This window comes from Marinomonas sp. SBI8L, from assembly GCF_001624705.1.
GTDB lineage: Bacteria > Pseudomonadota > Gammaproteobacteria > Pseudomonadales > Marinomonadaceae > Marinomonas.
This window is the reverse complement of record NZ_JSEO01000001.1, coordinates 431,384-449,513: the sequence shown is the minus strand read 5'-3', so window position 1 is coordinate 449,513 and position 18,130 is coordinate 431,384. Positions and strand designations below refer to the sequence as shown.

General features: G+C 40.5%; 21 protein-coding genes. 13 read left to right on the top strand and 8 right to left on the bottom strand.

The features are described 5' to 3' along the window. Positions 1–106 precede the first annotated feature (106 nt). A complete protein-coding gene (locus OA91_RS01920; RefSeq protein ID WP_197477697.1) occupies positions 107–724 on the bottom strand; it encodes a cysteine hydrolase in 618 nt (205 codons plus the stop codon). A 150-nt stretch (positions 725–874) separates the two neighbouring features. On the opposite strand from OA91_RS01920, the gene OA91_RS01915 reads away from it, so the two are divergent. Next, a complete protein-coding gene (locus tag OA91_RS01915; RefSeq protein WP_063337805.1) occupies positions 875–1,765 on the top strand; it encodes a LysR family transcriptional regulator in 891 nt (296 codons plus the stop codon). A 225-nt stretch (positions 1,766–1,990) separates the two neighbouring features. Next, positions 1,991–3,130: an L-dopachrome tautomerase-related protein gene (locus tag OA91_RS01910; RefSeq protein WP_063337804.1), complete on the top strand. Its 1,140-nt coding sequence runs from the start codon at positions 1,991–1,993 to the stop codon at positions 3,128–3,130. Between the two features lie 52 nt (positions 3,131–3,182). Here OA91_RS01910 and OA91_RS01905 read toward each other — a convergent pair whose 3' ends face one another. Continuing rightward, positions 3,183–4,100: a LysR family transcriptional regulator gene (locus OA91_RS01905; RefSeq protein ID WP_063337803.1), complete on the bottom strand. Its 918-nt coding sequence runs from the start codon at positions 4,098–4,100 to the stop codon at positions 3,183–3,185. Between the two features lie 181 nt (positions 4,101–4,281). Between OA91_RS01905 and OA91_RS01900 the strand changes: the two genes are divergently transcribed. From OA91_RS01900 to OA91_RS01890, 3 genes are all read left to right on the top strand, one after another. Then, positions 4,282–4,908, top strand: a complete 627-nt coding sequence (locus OA91_RS01900; RefSeq protein WP_063337802.1) for a putative quinol monooxygenase — start codon at positions 4,282–4,284, stop codon at positions 4,906–4,908. A 15-nt stretch (positions 4,909–4,923) separates the two neighbouring features. Beyond that, positions 4,924–5,865: an NADP-dependent oxidoreductase gene (locus OA91_RS01895; protein ID WP_063337801.1), complete on the top strand. Its 942-nt coding sequence runs from the start codon at positions 4,924–4,926 to the stop codon at positions 5,863–5,865. A gap of 110 nt (positions 5,866–5,975) precedes the next feature. Beyond that, positions 5,976–6,989: a Kelch repeat-containing protein gene (locus tag OA91_RS01890; RefSeq protein WP_082827738.1), complete on the top strand. Its 1,014-nt coding sequence runs from the start codon at positions 5,976–5,978 to the stop codon at positions 6,987–6,989. 86 nt (positions 6,990–7,075) lie between these two features. Here OA91_RS01890 and OA91_RS01885 read toward each other — a convergent pair whose 3' ends face one another. Next, entirely contained in the window at positions 7,076–8,629 is a 1,554-nt protein-coding gene (locus OA91_RS01885; RefSeq protein WP_063337800.1) for an MFS transporter, read from the bottom strand. 263 nt (positions 8,630–8,892) lie between these two features. Between OA91_RS01885 and OA91_RS01880 the strand changes: the two genes are divergently transcribed. After that, the gene (locus OA91_RS01880; RefSeq protein WP_063337799.1) at positions 8,893–9,210 is read left to right on the top strand and encodes a helix-turn-helix transcriptional regulator; all 318 of its coding nucleotides are present in this window, start codon (positions 8,893–8,895) and stop codon (positions 9,208–9,210) included. Positions 9,211–9,253: 43 nt separating this feature from the next. Here OA91_RS01880 and OA91_RS01875 read toward each other — a convergent pair whose 3' ends face one another. After that, positions 9,254–9,607: a hypothetical protein gene (locus OA91_RS01875; protein WP_063337798.1), complete on the bottom strand. Its 354-nt coding sequence runs from the start codon at positions 9,605–9,607 to the stop codon at positions 9,254–9,256. 215 nt (positions 9,608–9,822) lie between these two features. On the opposite strand from OA91_RS01875, the gene OA91_RS01870 reads away from it, so the two are divergent. From OA91_RS01870 to OA91_RS01860, 3 genes are read left to right on the top strand one after another with little or no spacing between them, the layout of a single operon-like run. Further along, positions 9,823–10,677, top strand: a complete 855-nt coding sequence (locus OA91_RS01870) for an arylamine N-acetyltransferase family protein (RefSeq protein WP_063337797.1) — start codon at positions 9,823–9,825, stop codon at positions 10,675–10,677. A 2-nt stretch (positions 10,678–10,679) separates the two neighbouring features. After that, a complete protein-coding gene (locus OA91_RS01865; RefSeq protein WP_063337796.1) occupies positions 10,680–11,663 on the top strand; it encodes a DMT family transporter in 984 nt (327 codons plus the stop codon). A gap of 33 nt (positions 11,664–11,696) precedes the next feature. After that, on the top strand, positions 11,697–12,284 hold the full coding sequence (locus tag OA91_RS01860) for a Crp/Fnr family transcriptional regulator (protein WP_063337795.1): 588 nt from the start codon (positions 11,697–11,699) through the stop codon (positions 12,282–12,284). Between the two features lie 27 nt (positions 12,285–12,311). Here the strand turns inward: OA91_RS01860 and OA91_RS01855 are convergent, their stop codons facing one another. Continuing rightward, positions 12,312–13,202: a LysR family transcriptional regulator gene (locus OA91_RS01855; protein WP_063337794.1), complete on the bottom strand. Its 891-nt coding sequence runs from the start codon at positions 13,200–13,202 to the stop codon at positions 12,312–12,314. Between the two features lie 170 nt (positions 13,203–13,372). Between OA91_RS01855 and OA91_RS01850 the strand changes: the two genes are divergently transcribed. Next, positions 13,373–14,362 carry a zinc-dependent alcohol dehydrogenase family protein gene (locus OA91_RS01850; protein WP_063337793.1) on the top strand — a complete coding sequence of 330 codons (990 nt, stop codon included), beginning with the start codon at positions 13,373–13,375 and terminating at the stop codon, positions 14,360–14,362. 105 nt (positions 14,363–14,467) lie between these two features. On the opposite strand, the gene OA91_RS01845 is transcribed toward OA91_RS01850, so the two are convergent. After that, a complete protein-coding gene (locus OA91_RS01845) occupies positions 14,468–14,845 on the bottom strand; it encodes a hypothetical protein (RefSeq protein ID WP_063337792.1) in 378 nt (125 codons plus the stop codon). A gap of 33 nt (positions 14,846–14,878) precedes the next feature. Here OA91_RS01845 and OA91_RS01840 point away from each other — a divergent pair, with 33 nt between their 5' ends. Then, positions 14,879–15,313, top strand: a complete 435-nt coding sequence (locus OA91_RS01840; RefSeq protein ID WP_063337791.1) for a hypothetical protein — start codon at positions 14,879–14,881, stop codon at positions 15,311–15,313. Positions 15,314–15,389: 76 nt separating this feature from the next. Here the strand turns inward: OA91_RS01840 and OA91_RS01835 are convergent, their stop codons facing one another. Continuing rightward, the gene (locus tag OA91_RS01835; RefSeq protein WP_063337790.1) at positions 15,390–16,205 is read right to left on the bottom strand and encodes an SDR family NAD(P)-dependent oxidoreductase; all 816 of its coding nucleotides are present in this window, start codon (positions 16,203–16,205) and stop codon (positions 15,390–15,392) included. A gap of 267 nt (positions 16,206–16,472) precedes the next feature. Further along, positions 16,473–17,393 carry a LysR family transcriptional regulator gene (locus tag OA91_RS01830; protein WP_063337789.1) on the bottom strand — a complete coding sequence of 307 codons (921 nt, stop codon included), beginning with the start codon at positions 17,391–17,393 and terminating at the stop codon, positions 16,473–16,475. A gap of 151 nt (positions 17,394–17,544) precedes the next feature. Here OA91_RS01830 and OA91_RS01825 point away from each other — a divergent pair, with 151 nt between their 5' ends. Together OA91_RS01825 and OA91_RS01820 are read left to right on the top strand one after the other, a co-directional pair. Then, a complete protein-coding gene (locus tag OA91_RS01825) occupies positions 17,545–17,847 on the top strand; it encodes a monooxygenase (RefSeq protein ID WP_063337788.1) in 303 nt (100 codons plus the stop codon). Then, on the top strand, positions 17,848–18,057 hold the full coding sequence (locus tag OA91_RS01820; protein ID WP_063337787.1) for a hypothetical protein: 210 nt from the start codon (positions 17,848–17,850) through the stop codon (positions 18,055–18,057). Positions 18,058–18,130 lie beyond the last annotated feature (73 nt).

Sequence of the window (18,130 nt, the reverse complement as noted above, 5' to 3'; positions counted from 1 at the left end):
CGTCGCTAAGATTGACTGAGTACCTTAAGATATTTGCTGATTGTCGGGCGTGTATCTTCTATCAATCATTTAGCCGTTAAGTGCAGTTGACGCAGTCACAAAAAGGTTAAATCTGAGTTTTGGACATGGCTTCGATTGTTTGCGTTAAGCTTCTGATGGCGCCTGTTTGCAGATATTCCATCGCATTTAAAGACGCGTGATGAGCCTCAAGAGAGGAGCCAGCTACGCATTCTTCAATGACACGGCAGAAATAATCGGATTGGTGAGCATCAACAAATGTGTAATGCACACATACATCTGTTAAAGCGCCAACTAATATAAGGGTGTCGACTTTTAATCCCTTTAATAGGATTTCGAGGTCTGTCCCAAAAAAACATGAATAACGCCGTTTTTGTATAACGTAATCACCTTCTTGGTAGCCCATTTCTTCTTTGGCTAGTTCTGTTTCTGGCTGATTGTCTAAGCAGTGGATTGATTCATCTCCGTCTAGCTCTCGCCCAAAGTCAATCAGGTTTGCTCTATGTATTTCTTGAACATAAATAATTGGAATTTCTACTTCGCGAGCTTTATCTATCGCAATACGTGAATTAAGCATTCTCTGCTTAAAGCCTTCCATATTGGCGATAGAGCGAACTTCACTATCATCAATAAATGTACTTGCTTGTATGTCGATAACTAATAATGCTGCTTTTCCTTCGATCAGATCTCGTTTTATATTTTTCACTATGATGCCTCTAATGACGATTTTTAATAGCCTGCGTTTGTCTAGCGTTATATTAGGAGCATCACACTGATCCGAAAATTAGATTTAAATTGCGTTCAGCGAAGCTTTTTTATACGCTGAAAACTCAAACCGAATCTAAAGTAGGGTGTTATGGCTGATTTATTAAGAAGCTTAAATGCGTTAAGAGCCTTTGAATCTGCTGCTCGTCATTGCAGTTTCGCGAAAGCGGCGGCTGAACTGAACGTCAGTCACAGTGTGGTTAGTCAGCATGTTAAAAAATTAGAAGAGCGTTTAGAGACATCTTTATTTATTCGTTATGGCAATAGAATTGAGCTGTCAGTAGAAGGTGCGATGCTGTTACCGCAAGTCGCTAATGCGTTTCAAACTTTACGAGACGCTTGTGATAGCGTGCTGGGAATTGGGTCGCAAAAGTCCATAACTGTCAGTGTTGAGCCTGCTATATCTTCTAGATGGTTACGTAAAAAAATCACTCAATTCTGTGAACTACATCCTAATATTCAAGTCGATTTAAAGCCTGCCTGGACTCCTCCAAAGTTAGGTGAAAATCATGTAGGTATGATTATTCACTTTGAAGAAAGAATCTCACATTTAGGTCAAAACTATTATCAAAAGCTACTTCCTATTGATGGCTTTCCTGCTTGTTCCCCTGTGCTTTACGAGCAATTAAAGCGAAGTAAGAATCTTGATAACTTTCATGATTTCCCTTTAATTCACGATAACGGTAGAGAAATATGGCGTAAATGGTACGAAAAGTTTCAGCCAAAAAGTTCTCATTGGAAGGACGGAAGAGTTTATTCCGATTTGTCTTTAGCTATTGATGCCGCAGTGGATGGGGAGGGCATTATTTTGGCTGATGAGCGGATTTGCAAAAAGGAATTAAAATCGGGTGAGTTGATAAAGTTAGATGACCGAGTGATTCGATGTACCTGGTATGTGGTGGCGATTGATAAAAGTCTTTCAGAAAAATCGGCCGAGGTTCAATTACAAAATTGGATTGTCTCTCATGGGGTAGAAAGCTGATTGCTAGATCAAAATATTACTCAAAAATTGTTAAATTTACTTATCTATGTCCTCAATAGTATTTAGTAAGTAGGGATTAAATTACACTATTATCCAAAAATATTAGATAAAGATTCATTTATTATCCTGTTTAAAGAGATTTAATCCGCCATTAATATGGCTTTTATCGAAGGGGCAGACACTGCTTTCTTCTATTTTGATTAAATTATTTAAACGGGAGTTCACATGAAAAACGTTAAGTTATCTGCAACTTTATTGAGCCTATCTATTATGGGAGCCACTTTATCGATGGGAGTGTCTGCGGCTTCAAACAATCAAGCGCATACAGCACATAATCTTAAAATAGGTGCGTTAGAAGCGGTAACTCAGTTTGAAGATTATCGTGGTGGCGGTATTACAATTACGCCAGAAGGTCGCATCATTATCAGTATGCACCCACTTGATGGTCCTAAGGTAACAGTTGTCGAAGTGATGGCAAATGGGGTTAAGCGTCCATTTCCTACTCAAGATTGGGCGGATGGTCCAGAGATAGGCAAGGTAGGTTTGTCTGCGGTTATTGGTGTGCATTCAGATAGCAAAGGGGTGGTATGGATGCTAGACATGGGCAGTGAAGCGTCTCCTGCTAAATTGATCGCTTGGGATACTGTGCTCAATAAACTATCCCATAATATTGAACTGCCAGCTTCTGCACTTGCCGCAAATTCTTTCTTGCAAGATTTTGTGATAGATGAAAAACACGGGAAAATCATCATTGCTGATATGACATTTGGAAACTTTGCTGGAGCAACTAAACCTGCCTTTGTTGTAGTCGATATTGCCTCTGGTCAAGCTAAACGTGCCCTTGAAAATGCGGATACCTTGATGCCAGAAGACAGAGACATCGTGATAGAAGCGTCTCTTTTAGCATCAAAATCAGCAGAGGGTAAAACGACTAAACTGCGTTTTGGTTTAAACCCAATTGCTATGGATGAAGAGAGTGAGTGGATCTATTTTGGTGCTTTTACTGGTACTAAAATTTATCGTGTACCAGCTATGGCACTAGTGAATAATGCACTGTCTGATTCTCAAATCGAAAGCAAGATCGAAGTCTTTGGGCCGAAGAACCCAAGTGATGGTATCGCTTACTCTAAGCAGGGCATCATAGTGTCAGACCTTGAAAACAGTGCAGTTGGCTTAACCACCAAAGGCAAGTATCAAGTTCTAGTACAAGATAAGCGTTTGTCTTGGCCAGATAGTTTTGCCCTAAGTAATGGTTATGTTTATGTGACACAAGATCAGTTGCATCAGCATCCTGTTTTTAGCCAAGGGTTAGGGAATGCGAAAGCCCCTTACACCTTGTACCGATTCTCTTATCAAGCAAACTAGTATTTGTAAAAAACACAGAGGCTTCTGGCCTCTGTGTTGATTTAATCACTCACTACTTAATTAGACTGCCATAGCGCTTTTGATTGGTTTCAAAAATGACTTTCTCAATGAAGTCTAAAAAGGCTTTTACTCTAGTAGGCATAATGCGACCTGCTGGTCTGACCGCCCATATTTTGGTTTCTGGCCAGATAGGAAAGTCTGGCAATATTTGAACTAGCTTACCTGCTTTTATTGCAGGAGCAGCGTGCCAGTATGAAGCCATACCTATGCCCATACCTGCTTCTACAAGATCACCTATTGCATCACCAAGATTTATGGTTAACGGGCCTTTTACCGTGACATCTATCAGCTCTCCATGTGTATCTTTAAAAGTCCAATTGTTTAGGTTCGCAAAGGGTAGGCAGATGTGTTGTTTTAACTCTTCTGGTGCTTTTGGCATGCCGTGCTGTTTTACATAGTCAGGTGAGGCAACCAAAAGTGTTGGGTTATCAGCAAGCTTTCTGGCTAATAGACTGTTAGAGGTGAGGTCTCCAATACGTATGGCAAGATCATAACCTTGCTCAACAAGGTCGATATTTTTATCGCTGAGATCTAAATCGATCTCTAAATCAGGGTAGCGTTTTAGTAATGCAGGAATAAAGGGCACGATGTAAATTCGACCATATGACGAAGAAACACTGATTTTAATTTTCCCCTTTACCTTATTTTTATCTGTTTTAAAGACGTTAGAGACTTCTTCTACATCATCTAAAATACGTTTAGCATGCTCGCGAAATACCTCGCCATCATAAGTCAGTGTGACAGTACGCGTGGTGCGATGAAACAGTTTTACTCCTACCTGGGTTTCCAGTTGTTGAATTCGCTGACTAGCGTTAGTACTAGAAAGCTCGAATTCTTCACCAGCACGCCCAATCTTACCTAGCTCAGCCACCCTTAAAAAAAGGGCTAAATTTTTCAGATCTAAGTTCATCTTGTTTCCAGCTTGAAGAGAGAGCATGAGTCGAATTTAGCCTGATATGACAGCTAAATGAAAATATTATCCCAAAATTAAGGAATATAATTCCTAATTTAGCTAGATGATACCAAAATTCAAACTTATTAATATGCATCTTACTTAATCAATGCACAGACATTTACTAGGAGTAAGTATCATGCCTGCTACCCAAGTTGAAAAATTTACTGCTAAACCAGAGTTTAAAGATGCTGTTTCACAAGCTTTATTAGAGGTGCAAGCCTTAACCTTAAAGGAAGCTGGCAATCTAGCTGCACGTCTTTATCAAGATAATACTGACCCTAATATTTTTTTCATATATACCCGTTGGGAAGATGACGTCGCACTTGATCATCACCAAACACTTATTCACCGCAAAGTATTAAATGAATTAGAGCGAGAAGCCTTGGAGATACCAGCAGAGAGTTTTCACTTAACGGATACTCAACCATTTCCTGTTGCTCCAATTAAAGCGAATGACTCTGATCCTAAATTTAATATCTTTTTCATTTTCAAAATTTCGTTGGAAAACAGAGCGGCGTTATTAACTCAGTTTGAAGAGCACATTAAACAGACTCGTCATGAAGCTGGCTGTTTGTTGTTTGACCTTTATGAAGTGCAAGGCCAAGAAGACACCTTGGTGGTTTATGAGCACTGGCGTCAAGAGTCAGATGTTTGGGACATTCACTTCCATCAACCTTATGCAGTCACCACCGGCCAATTAATGGAACAGAGCGTGATAGGTGATATGCAGCAATACATGAACTTTGTAACTCAATTAGCTTAAAAAGGAGCATCCAAAATGAAAGCAATTTTACTTGAACAAGCTGGTGGCGTTGAAAACCTTATCCTTAAAGATATCGCTAAACCTGAATTGAAAGATAATGAAGTCCTAGTTGAAAACCAGGCAATCAGTATTAACCCTGCTGATACCAAGGTGAAATACTCAAATGAAGGTCTAAATATGTTGATTAGCCCAGAGCGTCCTATTGTTTTGGGTTGGGATATCGCAGGGACTGTTGTCGCGGTTGGCGATAAAGTGAGCCAGTATCAAATTGGTGACAAGGTATTTGGTATGGTTAATTTTCCTGGCCATGGTAAAGCTTATGCCGAATACGTGGCTGCACCAGAGTCTCACCTTGCTGCAATTCCAAAAGGCACCAGTTTCACTCAAGCAGCAGCAACAACCTTGGCAGCACTAACGGCATTGCAAGCACTTAAGGGCCGTGTTTCTCCAGGAGATAAGGTACTCATACATGCAGGTTCTGGTGGAGTTGGACACTTTGCTGTTCAGATCGCTAAAAAAATGGGTGCTTATGTCGTATCAACGAGTTCAAGCAAAAATCTCGATTTTGTTATGTCTTTAGGTGCAGATGAGCATATTGATTACCGTACTCAAGCATTTGAAGAGGCCGTATCAGATATGAATCTTGTTTTTGATACTGTCTCTGCAGACACGGCAGAAAAATCGCTAACGGTTCTTGGTAAAGGCGGTCGATTGGTTTCTATCACGCTGATGGAGATTCCAGCTGATTTGCAGGCAAAAGCTGATGCGCTAGAGGTTTCTATCGATAAATTGTTGGTTCAATCTAATGGCGAGGATATGAAACTTTTAAGTAGCTGGTTAGAAAGCGGTGCCATTAAGCCTCATGTGTCTCAAACCTTTGCATTTGAAAAACTGGGTGAAGCGCATACATCAATCGAAGCTGGTCGTAGTGTTGGTAAAGTGATAGTCACGCTTTAGCCATTACGTAGTCTGTCTTAACGCTTTTGCGAGTGGCTAAGTGTTATTAGCCACTCATACGCTTAACGAACAATTATCTCAATAGAAATTACATTTAGAGGATATAGGCGATGCGCTTACATACCTTGGCTTTAACCCTTTGTACGAGTGCTGCGATTAGTTTGGCAACACCATCTTTTGCTGATTGGCGTAATGTGGCGCCTATGCCAACAGCGGTCCAAGAAATCTATACGGATACCTTGGATGGCAAAGTTTATGTGGCAGGTGGTTTTGTTGGCAACAAGAATACGTTTACTGACCAATTTAGTGCTTACGATGCTAAAAATGATGTTTGGCAGCTGTTATCACCACTGCCAGCAAAGCGTCATCATATTACTTTGTCTAGTGTGCAGGGAAAGGTGTATGCCATGGGTGGCTTTTATGGTGCTGTACCAGATTGGCAGGTGCAGTCTTCTATCTTTGTATATGACCCTAAGCTTGATGTATGGGCATCTGCAGGTGATATGCCAACACCTCGTGGTGAACATGTTGGTGCGGTTGTTAAGGATAAAATTTATATTATAGGTGGACGATTAGCTGAAACGCCTAATACCAAACATCTAGATGATTATGTGGAAACAAAGCTGACACAAGTTTATGACCCAAAGACGAATACTTGGACTCGTTTAGCTGATGCACCGACACCAAGAAACAGTGCGGCAGCTGGGGTGATTAATGGCAAAATTTATGTTGTGGGTGGTCGTCAAAATCAACATGATCCAGAGGGTAAACTCAGGCTTAACAACCTTAATACTCTAGAAGTATATGATCCAGAAACAGATAAATGGCAGATTAAAGCCGCAATGCCTCTGGCTCAGGCTGGCCTTGCAGTGGCTGTCATGGATGACAAACTGTATGCCTTTGGTGGTGAGCAGTGGTTTCCAAATGAAGTGATTTTTAATCGTACTTGGGTGTATGACCCAAAAACAGATGTTTGGGGGGAAGTTGAAGCTATGCCTACAGCCAGACATGGATTAGCCGCAGCCAGTGTTGGAAAGGAGATCTATGTATTTGGTGGCAGTACTGCGCCTTCTTTGAATGCGGTTAATTTGAATCAAGCCTTTACACCTGATACGAATGAATAAACCTTAGATAGGGTATAACAAACAAAAAGAGAGGCTTAGCATCTAGGCCTCTCTTTTTTGCCTTTAGCCTTTATAAATGTACTTTACTAAAGGTTGTAAGCTTTCTCTTGGATTGCTTGTTTCTTCTTTTCTCTCCTTTCTTTACTAAGAAGAAAAACAACCAAGATAGAGGCAATAAGCGCCATCCCTGTTAGTGCGATATTCGTCGTAACAAAAGCGCTGTTATAGATGCTAGACATGGTTTCAAATATGCCCGCTTGATCAGCTTTCCCTTGGGGTAACATACTCATAAAGTTGCCTGAGGAAATCGCATTAACCCAACTGTCTGTGTTCAAAACGATGTGCTCTTTAAGTTGTATAGGCACCATATTGCTAACAAGAGAGCTTAATAATGACCCATAAATAGCAACGCCAATTGCTTCACTACCGAGTCTGAAGGTATTTAGCAAACCAGCAGCCATGCCTACATCGCTTTCATTGACACTGCTTAGAGCTTGGCCATCCACAAGACCTGCTGACATCCCCATACCTATACCAATGAGTATCAAAGCAAAGGCTATTGTGATGATAGAAATATGGTTTTGCACTGCAAAAATAAGCGCGATCGCACCGATTAGCATACTGATAATGCTTAAGTACATGAGTAGGTTTGTGCTGACGCCTTTCGCTGATAATTTGCCCGCAAGCAAGGGGAAAACCAAAACGGGTGCGGTTAGAAACAGCATGATTAAGCCTGCTTTAGATGCAGTAAATTGCATTGAGCCGGTTAAAAATGTTGGGAAGTAAGTTAACAGAGTCACAAAGGTGAAACTTGCTACAACAGGTACCAAGATCAAGCCTAAGAATGTATGGTTTTTAATTAACTCAATCTTAAGAAGTGGGAATGATGCAACCTTAATATGCAACATAAACCCAAGGAAGCAGATGACACTACCAGCAAAGCTGAGCAAGATAGCCTCACTTTTCCAGCCCCAGTCATAACCTTTAGAAAGGGCTAGCATTAGCATAAACATACTAGAGATAAAGATAAAAGATCCCTCAAGGTCTATGTGAGCAATAGAGCCACCTTGAGCCTGACCTGCTGGTATTTTGACACTGACAATTAAAACCAAGAAGAGAGCGGCAGCATGCATGAAAAAGATTGCTTGCCAACCAATCGAATCAAGAAGAATACCTGAAATAGTCGGGCCTAAGGTAATCCCTAGGCCTGCTGTTGTACCAAATAGGGCAAAGGCTTTGGTTCTTGCATCACCTTCAAACGTATGAATAAATATCGCACTACCACATGCAAAAATGGCAGCACCACCGACACCTGCAAACGCTCTAAATATATCAAGCGCTAGCGCATTCGTTGAAAGTGCTGAGCCTGCGGACGCTAAGGTATAAATAAAAGCACCAATAAAGAAAGATCGCTTTTTACCCCAAATATCGGATATTTTGCCCCAAATTAGGGTAAAACACGCGAATGTTAGATTAAAGGCATTAACCACCCATTGTAAGCTGGCAAGATCTGTTTGAATATCTGCATTGATATAAGGTAGTGCGATCGCTGTGCCTGAGATAGAACTTGGTACGACAAATACAGCTAATAACACTGTGAAGAGGGTGAGTCTTTGACTGGTTTGTTTTGCTTTCTGCATTGCTAAAATCTTCCATTAAATTTGTTGTGTCGATAATCCATGACAGTTATTTCATTTCTTACTAGAATGGTAAGAAATATTCTATACGTATAGAAAACGTGGTACGTCCTTTATTTTATATACGTTCGAATTTTATCGAACCTTATAGTGACATGATTTTTATGTCAATAGCTGTGCATGTTTTAAGGTGTTAGTTAGCTGTTGTGTCACAAAGGGTATAATAAAAAGTTAAGGCCGATCTAAAGGATAAGAAAGGAGAAGAGATGGCTAGCGAGATAGAAAAGAGCGCTGATAAGAGCAATAGGCAAGGGGCTATGCTGGGAATACTGAAAGCATTAGCTCATCCAATACGTTTGCAAATCATTGTGGATCTCATTAATGATGAAAATGGGGCAGAAAGACACTGTACTTCTTTTGGCTTAACTGTGGCTAAGGCAACACGCTCTCATCATTTTAAATTATTGAAGGATGTGGGTTTAATTTCTCATATCGACCGTGGAAACCATTCTCTTGCTAAGTTAAGGCGGGAAGAGTTGGAAGAAGAGTTTCCTGGGCTAATGGGTTTACTCTCTAATCTTTGAATTTAGATAGTCATGTCAGTAAGTTTATGTGAAGAGAGTGCCTTTAGAACTTACTGACAAGACTAATCAATACCATGGGCCAGACAAGAGTATTTAGAATTAAGGTGATTGGAAGTAGCTTAGGTAAGGGGTTTGCTCTTTTAATTAGCCTGATGCCTAATTGAGTGATGTAAGCGAGGTGAACTAACCTAAAGACAACAAAAAATGCAGATAAGTATTTAATGTAAGCCCCTAAATCATTCACTTTGAAGAGCATCTCCCCCAAAATTTGCAGGTACAAAAAGCAGCTTAGAATAAACAGGTTACGGCTTAATTTTGGTTCAGACTTCCACGTCAGCGCAGAGATGATGAGAGGTAAAAGTGCACCAGCAATAAAGGCGCTAATAAAGATAAACATAAATTGATTTTTCTGAACGGCGCTCAATTTATGCTAGCGAAATACTCATGCATGAAAAAGTGCAAAAACTGAAACAGTCTTAATTAGCTTTTGGTGAAATAGATTTAAAGAATGGCGTGTTTTAAAAAACTTTCTCAAAATTAACCTGGGTTAATTCCTTCTCTCTTTGACTCCCATATTCTGACATTCATTGAATGACATTACAGGAGTAGAACATGACTTTATCAAGCAGTTTACAAAACTACCTAGACGACTTAGTGCTAACCCACGAGGGCGAGCCTTCTTTAGAATTTGTTGCAGCTTTGCAAAATAAGCATATTGCTAAATACAGCTTTAATAGCTTGGCAGTTGTACTGGGTGAAGAGCTACCTTTGGACACAGATAGCTTAAGCCATAAGATAGTGACTCAAGGTTTGGGTGGCTATTGCTTTGAGCATAATAAGCTTACTTATGAATTATTAAGTGCATTAGGTTATGAAGTGCAATTAAAGCTAGCTCGTGTCCTTTATAACCAAGAGAAAAAAGCACCTAGAACCCACAGGGTTAGCTTAGTTAAACTTCAGGGCGAAACTTATCTGATTGATACTGGATTTGGCGCGTATGGCCCAAGTTTACCGCTTACTCTTGAGTTAGATAAAGAGCAAGACATAGGGGGAGAAACTTATCGTATCATCTCACTGTCTGAGCAAAAGCAGTTGGAGACACTAGAATATGACGTGCAAATCTTTAAAGGCGGTGAGTTCTTCACTTTATACCGTTTTGATTTAGCCGATTACTCAGATGCAGATTGCCAGTTAAGTCACTTCTTCTCTCATAAGTATCCAGAGGCGGGATTTGTTAATAATTTGGTGGTGAGTCTAAAAAATGATGAGGTGATTATCGCCTTAAAAAACCATGAATTGTTAACCCGTTTTACCGATGAATCAGGTCAACGTACTGAGCTTACTGAACAGGTTAACTCGGCAGATGCATTGCACAATATTTTAACAGAGAGCTTTGGTTTAGCTCTGGATCAGGCGATTACGGCGCATTTGTTTGACCGCTTTCTTGTGCCTAAGCTAGGCCATTAAAAATGATGAAAGGGGTTTCTAGCTTATTGGTTTGGGCTTGGTTGATGGCATCTTCTTTTGTTGTATCAGGCAATATGGAAGCCTTTGCTAGCCCAATCGCAACCACCGCTTTTCGCTTTGTTTTGGCCCTTGTACTGATTTCTGGTTTGTTGCTTGCTAACTGGCAGCGGGCGGGAATAAATCGGACCCAAGCATTATCTGATTTGTTTGTATCAAGAATATTGTGCCTGCAGTATGTGCTGATAAGTGGCGCCTTAGTCGGCTTCTTTATTGGTCTGTTTGTGGCGCTTAAATACACGACTCCTCTTAAAACCTCAGTACTTTATACTCTGGTGCCTTTAATGGGCGTTTTTATTGCAAAACTATGGCTTGGTGAAAGGTTAAACGGCATCAAATTATTAGGTTTTATATTAGGGTCGATTGCGGCTTGTTTGGTGTTGTTTAATAGTCAAAATGACATAAATTCAGACGTTGCTGAACTCGGTTTACTGAATTGGAATAGGGGGGATCTCATCTTTCTTGCTGCCTGTGTGCTATTAGCCATACATGTGGTAAGTGTACAAAAGTGGGGGCGCAAGCTCGCACCCTTATCAGGTGCTTTTATGATAATGCTGTTTGGTACGCTTTGGCTTATTCCCATCGCCCTTATCTGGGGAGAGCTTGATAAGCTTCGTTGGCTAGCAAAAGGTTTTTGGCTTAACGGCCTTTATCTCACCGTGTTTGCGACCTTGTTTACCTTCATTTTACAGCAGCATTTGGTAGCAAGTGTTGGAGCGAATCGGTTATTAGCCTTCTCTTACAGTATCCCTGTTTGGGTGGCACTCTATAGCGCTTTTGCGAATAACGTATTGGATAAGCTATTTAACCTCGGCTTTATGTTAGGTTTGGGTTTATTATGGCTGGCATTTGTTTTGATTGAGGTAGAACCTTCACAGGAAAGCCGAAATAAAGAAAACATGAATAAACAAGTACCAGAAAAAGCGTAATTAGCTAAAGCGTATTTAGAAAAAGGAAGCCGAATGGATAAGGCACTGTTAGAAGCAAGCTTTAAACACTACTTTGATCAAATGGGTTATGGCATAGATTGGCAGTATTTTACTCAATCCATGCAAATACAGCCTGTACGCAAAGGCGAATTCTTATTTCAGCAAGGGGAAAAAGTTGATCGTTTATATTTCTTACACACAGGACAAGTCCGTTATGTCAGTGTGTCTGAAACCGGCAAAGAATATACCCAGTCTTTTGCTAAATCACCTCGAATCATAGGTTCTACAAGGGCGACAATAAAAGGCACAAAGGCCTTATTTGGTATCCAAGCTCTTGAGGACTGCATGATCATTTCTTACCCTTGGCACAGTTTCTTTGATGAGATGCGACAAGATAAGGGCTTTTTAGAGTGCTATTGCCATTTTATGGAGCAGATCTTTATTCTCAAAGAAGAGAAAGAAAGCAGCTTTGTGAAAGATTCAGCAGAAAAGCGCTACCTTGATTTTTGTGTTGATTATCCTGAGCTAAAAGACAAGATCCCCCAACAACAAATTGCCTCTTATTTGAGTATCACCCCAGTGGCGTTAAGCCGCATAAGACAAAGGCTCAAGCGTACATAATATACTCATTTAAAGCCTTAGAAGTTTTTATTCCCAGTAAGGTTTATCACCAAAATAATCACTGAAGTAATCGATAAAGGCCCTGACTTTAGGGGCTAATAATCGTGAGCTTGGGTAAACCGCCCAGATGGCTGTTTCTGATATGAGAGGGTGCTCTGGCATGATATGTACCAGTTCACCGGATTGAATCTGTTTGTAGACGCTCCATTTAGAGCCAATCGTAATGCCGATACCGCTTATGCTTGCATCTCTCACCGCTTCGCCATTGTCCGTACGAAACTTACCTTTTACTTTAAAATTGACTGGACCTTTTGCTGTTTCAAAACTCCAATCTTCAAGGCCAATGAGAGAAATGCATTGGTGCTGATGAAGTTCTTCTGGGTTACTCGGTACACCATACTTTTTAATATAACCAGGCGAAGCGCATAGTATGCGTTTGTCATCAGAAAGCTTTTTAGCGATTAAACTTGAATCTTTGAGTTGCGAGATTCGAATGGCAATATCAAACCCTCCCTCAACGAGATCGACTATGGTATCTGAAAGCTTAAGGTCGATCTTAATCTCAGGGTAGCGTTCCATAAAGTCGGCTAAGGCAGGTAAAACATGCATTCGGCCAAAAGAGGCGGGTGTTGAGATTCTCAGGGTGCCACTGGGGGTGCTTTTTCCTGCACCAACGGATGCTTGGGCGGCTTCAACACTGGCAATGACATCTTCAGCGTGAGGGAAAAAAGCAATCCCTTCCTCCGTTAATGAGACTTTACGCGTAGTACGGTGAATCAACCTTACCCCAAGGCCTGACTCAAGTTTATTGATGTGAGAGCTTGCTACTGCAGGAGATAAACCTAGCTCTTGTCCTGCTTGGCTAATGTTATGGGTTTGCGCAATACGGACAAAAAGTCTTAAGTGATCAATATTCATGATTATCAATAAAAGCTATAAAGTGATTTCATATTTTGCCTAATTATCAATAGAAATGCTAACTCATATACTCAGTGTCATTAATTATTTCTGGCAAGAGTCAGAGCCAATAAACGACTATCCTAGCGTTTTTCTTATCGCTAGATGAAAGCTCAATCTAAGGTGGATCTATGAAAGCAATAATCTTGAATACTTATGGCGAAAACAGCACTTTTGAAAGCAATGAACAAGCAAAACCAACCGTGACTACGGGAAGTGTGCTGGTGAAAGTGGCTGCAAGCAGTGTGAATACTGTGGATACCATGATCAAGCTGATGGGCCCTGATTTACCTTTATCACCAGCGCTACCTGCGATACTAGGAATGGACTTCGCAGGTGTCGTTGAAGCTGTGGGTGAAGGTGTTGAAAATTTCCAAGTGGGTGATGAAGTTTACGGTTGTGCTGGTGGTTTAGCTGACTTACAAGGTGCTTTGGCTGAGTACATGCTTGTTGATGCAAATCTCGTTGCGCTTAAACCTAACAACTTATCCATGCGTGAAGCTGCAGCCCTGCCTTTAGTCGGTATTACCGCTTATGAAGGCCTAATGCGTGCTCAAATCCAAGCCGGTCAAAAAGTGTTAGTTCATGGTGGTTCTGGTGGTGTAGGTCATGTTGCCTTGCAATTAGCCAACTACTTTGGCGCTGATGTTTATTCCACAGGTGGCGGCGATAACCAGTTAGGCTTGATTGAAAAACTAGGCGCAAAAGCGATTAACTACCAAACTGAATCCGTTGCTGACTATGTTGAGCAATATACTCAAGGAGCAGGTTTTGACATTGTTTATGATTCGGTTGGTGGTATGAATATGCTTAACTCTTTTGAAGCGGCTGCGTTAAATGGCCATGTGGCTTCAACCGTTTCTATGGTGGATTTAGACCTGACTCTTGCTCACTTTAAAGGCTTGTCATTACATGTTGTTTTTATGCTGATTCCTATGTTGCACAACTATAAGCGTCAGGATCATGCTGAGGTCTTATCTTCTTTAGCAAAAATTGTTGAAGAGGGTGGCTTAACACCTGTATTAGACGAAAATCGTTATGGCTTTGATCAAGTTAATGATGCTTATGCTCGACTAACTAGTGGTGAAGGCATGGGTAAAGTGGTAGTTGAAATTGAGTAATCTTTGCTTTCTAATCGCGTGATTAACGTTTAAAAATTGAACCAGGTGTGTATAAATGGCAGATAATTAAATATCTGCCATTTTGTTTAAGGCTAAGTAAAAGTTTTATAAAACCCGTTTAACCTTGGTGTATTCCCCAGTGAAATTGATGGTCAAGCTAACTTGCTTGCCGGAGCGATTACGCCAGAACCAACCATGGTAGCCGTCAAATGCAGCTTGAATGCGGCCTTTATCCTCGGTAACGCCTTTGCCTTTTGAGTAAGGGTGATAGCGTATCTTGTTTGAATCACCGTGGTTATCAAAATTGACTTTAGCATCGGCGCGCCAATCAAAATCAACATACAAACCTTTGGCTAACGCCACTTTTAACTCCGCAGCTTCGCCATTTTCTAACACTATAGTGAGAGTATCTGACATAAGCGTTTTATCTTGTGCAGGCTGACTCTGAACTAATTGGCTTTTTGCTTCTTGGTTTATGTTCATGACATATTAAAAGGAGGTGAGAGTGAAACGGCAATGGCTATGATGGCTGTTGGCTTAGGCTCTATGTTTATTGCTTTGGGCCTGCCTCACTGGGTTAAAAATTTCAGTTTTACTCGCTTTCATTGGTTAGGAATGCTGACCGTCTTTTGGGCTTTTTTTATTCCTGTAATAACAGCTAACTGGCTAGGCTTTATTGTATTTTGTCTGGCAATGGGAATTGGCATGTCCTGTATTCAAACTACCGCTGGTTTAATCATAGTTAAAACCTGTCATGGGAAAGAAACAGCCCCTTACTTTGCGGCACACTTTTCTCTTTCTCATTGTTGGTGGCTAATCACTTATTTAATCGCAGGTTTAAGTGTGCAATGGTTTGGTTTAGCAGCAGCTTATTACGTTATGGCTGGGCTAACTTTGTTGAGCATTACGGCATACTTTTGGACGACAAGGCGCGCTAGCAGACCAGCATAAGAAACAGTGAAGCTAAGGGCGTTCCTGTTTCTCATGCTTTTGTCTTTTTAGGTTAGTTTACTAACTGGATAAGCCATTAAAGAGAGGTATTAATATGAGGCTTTACCAGTGTGTGAATAGCACTCATGACAGTTTCAATTTTTACTTTATCCAAAGCGTCTGGGTGTGGGTCTGAAAACCTTCCAATATCATTATCAAAATACTGGCCACTGGCTTGGCTAAACTCATCTGACAAGGCTGCTTTTATTAAGATGTTTGCCCCTATGCTTAGATCATTACCTGCAACACCGAAACCTTCTTTCACCATTTTACTCGCTAGCAAGGAGCCTGGGTTGACCGCGATAAAAGAAGGGCCTGTTTCTGCATGTTCGTCGGCTAAGCCTTTAGACCAAATAGTTAGCGCCAGTTTGCTCTGTGCATAGGCTGCCATGTCATTGTGGTAACCTTTATTACCTAACAAGCCTTGAATATCAATGGGTGCTTGCGCTGCTGAAGAAAGACTTACAACTCGACTTTCCTTGTTAAAAAGTGGCATTAAACTTTGGCTTAAAAGGTAAGGCGCTAGCGTGTTTACAACAAAGCGTACATCTAACCCTGCTTGGGTTTGGGTTTTAGGTGCTTTTAAAATCCCTGCGTTATTAATTAAAACATCTATTTGAGTCTGTGTTCTAAGCAGTTCTTGGGCAAGTTTTGTCACCTGTTCTAGATTAGACAAGTCTGCGATATAGCCTTGGATTTGATTTTTATATTCAGCCAAGGATTCCATAACAGCATTAAGCTTGCTGGCATTACGGCCATGCAGCAGAACCTTATGGCCTGATTCTACTAATTTACGGGCTGTCACTAGGCCGATACCATCAGTAGCACCTGTGATTAGTATTGTTTTGCTCATCTCATTTCTCCAAGGCTTAGCTTTATCATCAATCTTTTTAGATAGTATGACTTGTGCTCAATTTTTAGTGAGTTGGGGAGAGATCAAATACACAGTGGTATGCTTTTTTTAACGGTTAGCTTTCCACTTTTATCTAAAGGTGTTTGATCTCAAATCCATGGAATAGAGTATATTTTTACTTACTGCCTATGATAATAGGTATTCAGGGTGAATGACTTTATAGAAATTGTTGATAATTAGCTCAGCATGAGCTTTTATCACCTCTTATTATAAACGCTCAGATGCACTGGCCAGTAGAAGCTCATAGAGCTGTCTAGCTGCTGGGCCTGTTTTCTCTCCTTTGGGCAATGTGATATGTGTTGGTATCTGATAACTAGCGGAGTTATCTAGCTTAAGCTGTATTAATTTATTGTCTTGATTTGCTTGAATGAGGTGCTCTGGCAAGCGGCAAAATCCAACTCCCGCTTTTACTGCACTAAGGGCCTGCTCGAAATTATCAAGCGTCAGTCTCTGTTCTGCTTTAAGCCAGCCGACATTGATATTCTCTTGTTTGTTTTCTTGTTCGAATGCTGTGACATTCGCTTCAAATGCTGCATCACGAATTACTATTTGAGTGATAGTTTTAAGGTCCGAAAAAGAGAGCTTTTCTTTTTGAGCCAGGGGGTGGTGTGATGCAATTACCGCCAGCATCTTAGTATTTCCAAATATATCAGCCGGGTAGTCTGTAATTGGAATATTAATGATAGCTATATCGGCTTTTTGGGATAAAACGGCTTCTTGGGTGCCGGATAAGGTGGTTTCGACCAACTGAATAGAGGTTGTTGGGTTGTCCTGATAAAAACGAGCCAATACTGGATAGATCCAATTGGGGTCACATAAATGATCTATGGATAAGGTTATTTCTGTTTCAGTACCTGCTTGCAGCTGTTGGCTGATTATTTCTAATTGCTGTGCCTGTTCTATCATGGCATCAGCACGTCTTAAAATGGCTTTTCCTTCTTGGGTTAAATGGGTCTTTTTACCTTTAACCTCAACTAAGCTGAGACCTAATTGATCTTCTAATTTTTTGATGGCGTAAATCAGTGTGGTGTGACTTTTATTGAGTGACTCTGCAGCAGATTGAATGCTACCGCAGCGTTCAACAGCTTGAAGTGTCACCCATTGCTCTAAGGTGCTTTTCAATCTCATTTGTCTATTTTCTCTACAATAAGTGATTAAATTATGAACTTTTAAGTCTAATTATTAAAGGTATTATCACCTTGTTGGCATTAACCCACTGACTTTTTAACGAGTCTGTTGGTGTCAAAGCCTATTAATAATTCGTTTTGGAGAGATTTAGATGCAAAAATTATTACAAGTAGACTTTCAATTTAATGGTCCTTTTGGTGATGAAATGAGCGCAGCGCTAGAAGACATTGCACATTCAATTAACAATGAACCCGGCATGATTTGGAAAATTTGGACAGAGAGTGAAAAGGAAAAACTAGGGGGTGGGGTTTATCTTTTTAAAGATGAAACATCAGCTCAAATCTATCTAGAAATGCATTCTGCTCGATTAAGTGAAATGGGCATCACTGATATTCGAGGTGTTATTTTTGATATTAATGATAGTCTTACCCAAATAAACTCGGGGCCAATTTAGTTGTTTCAGACTGCTGCTTTATCAAAGGGAAGCAGTTTAGATTATATGGTTGCTTATACACCGGATATTTATGATGTCTTTTATTCAGCGAGTAAAGACCCATTTCCTCATACTAAAACCTCCCCTGTCGCGTCACATGAAGACAGCCTTTTATGTAAAGATACACCAGAAAACCAAGCTTTAATTAAGAAGCTAAATGACGCTATTTGAATCTAACTCCTTGGATAAGGGGCTGCCCTTATTCAAGACTATTATTTAATAGGAAGCCTACCAATAATAAATT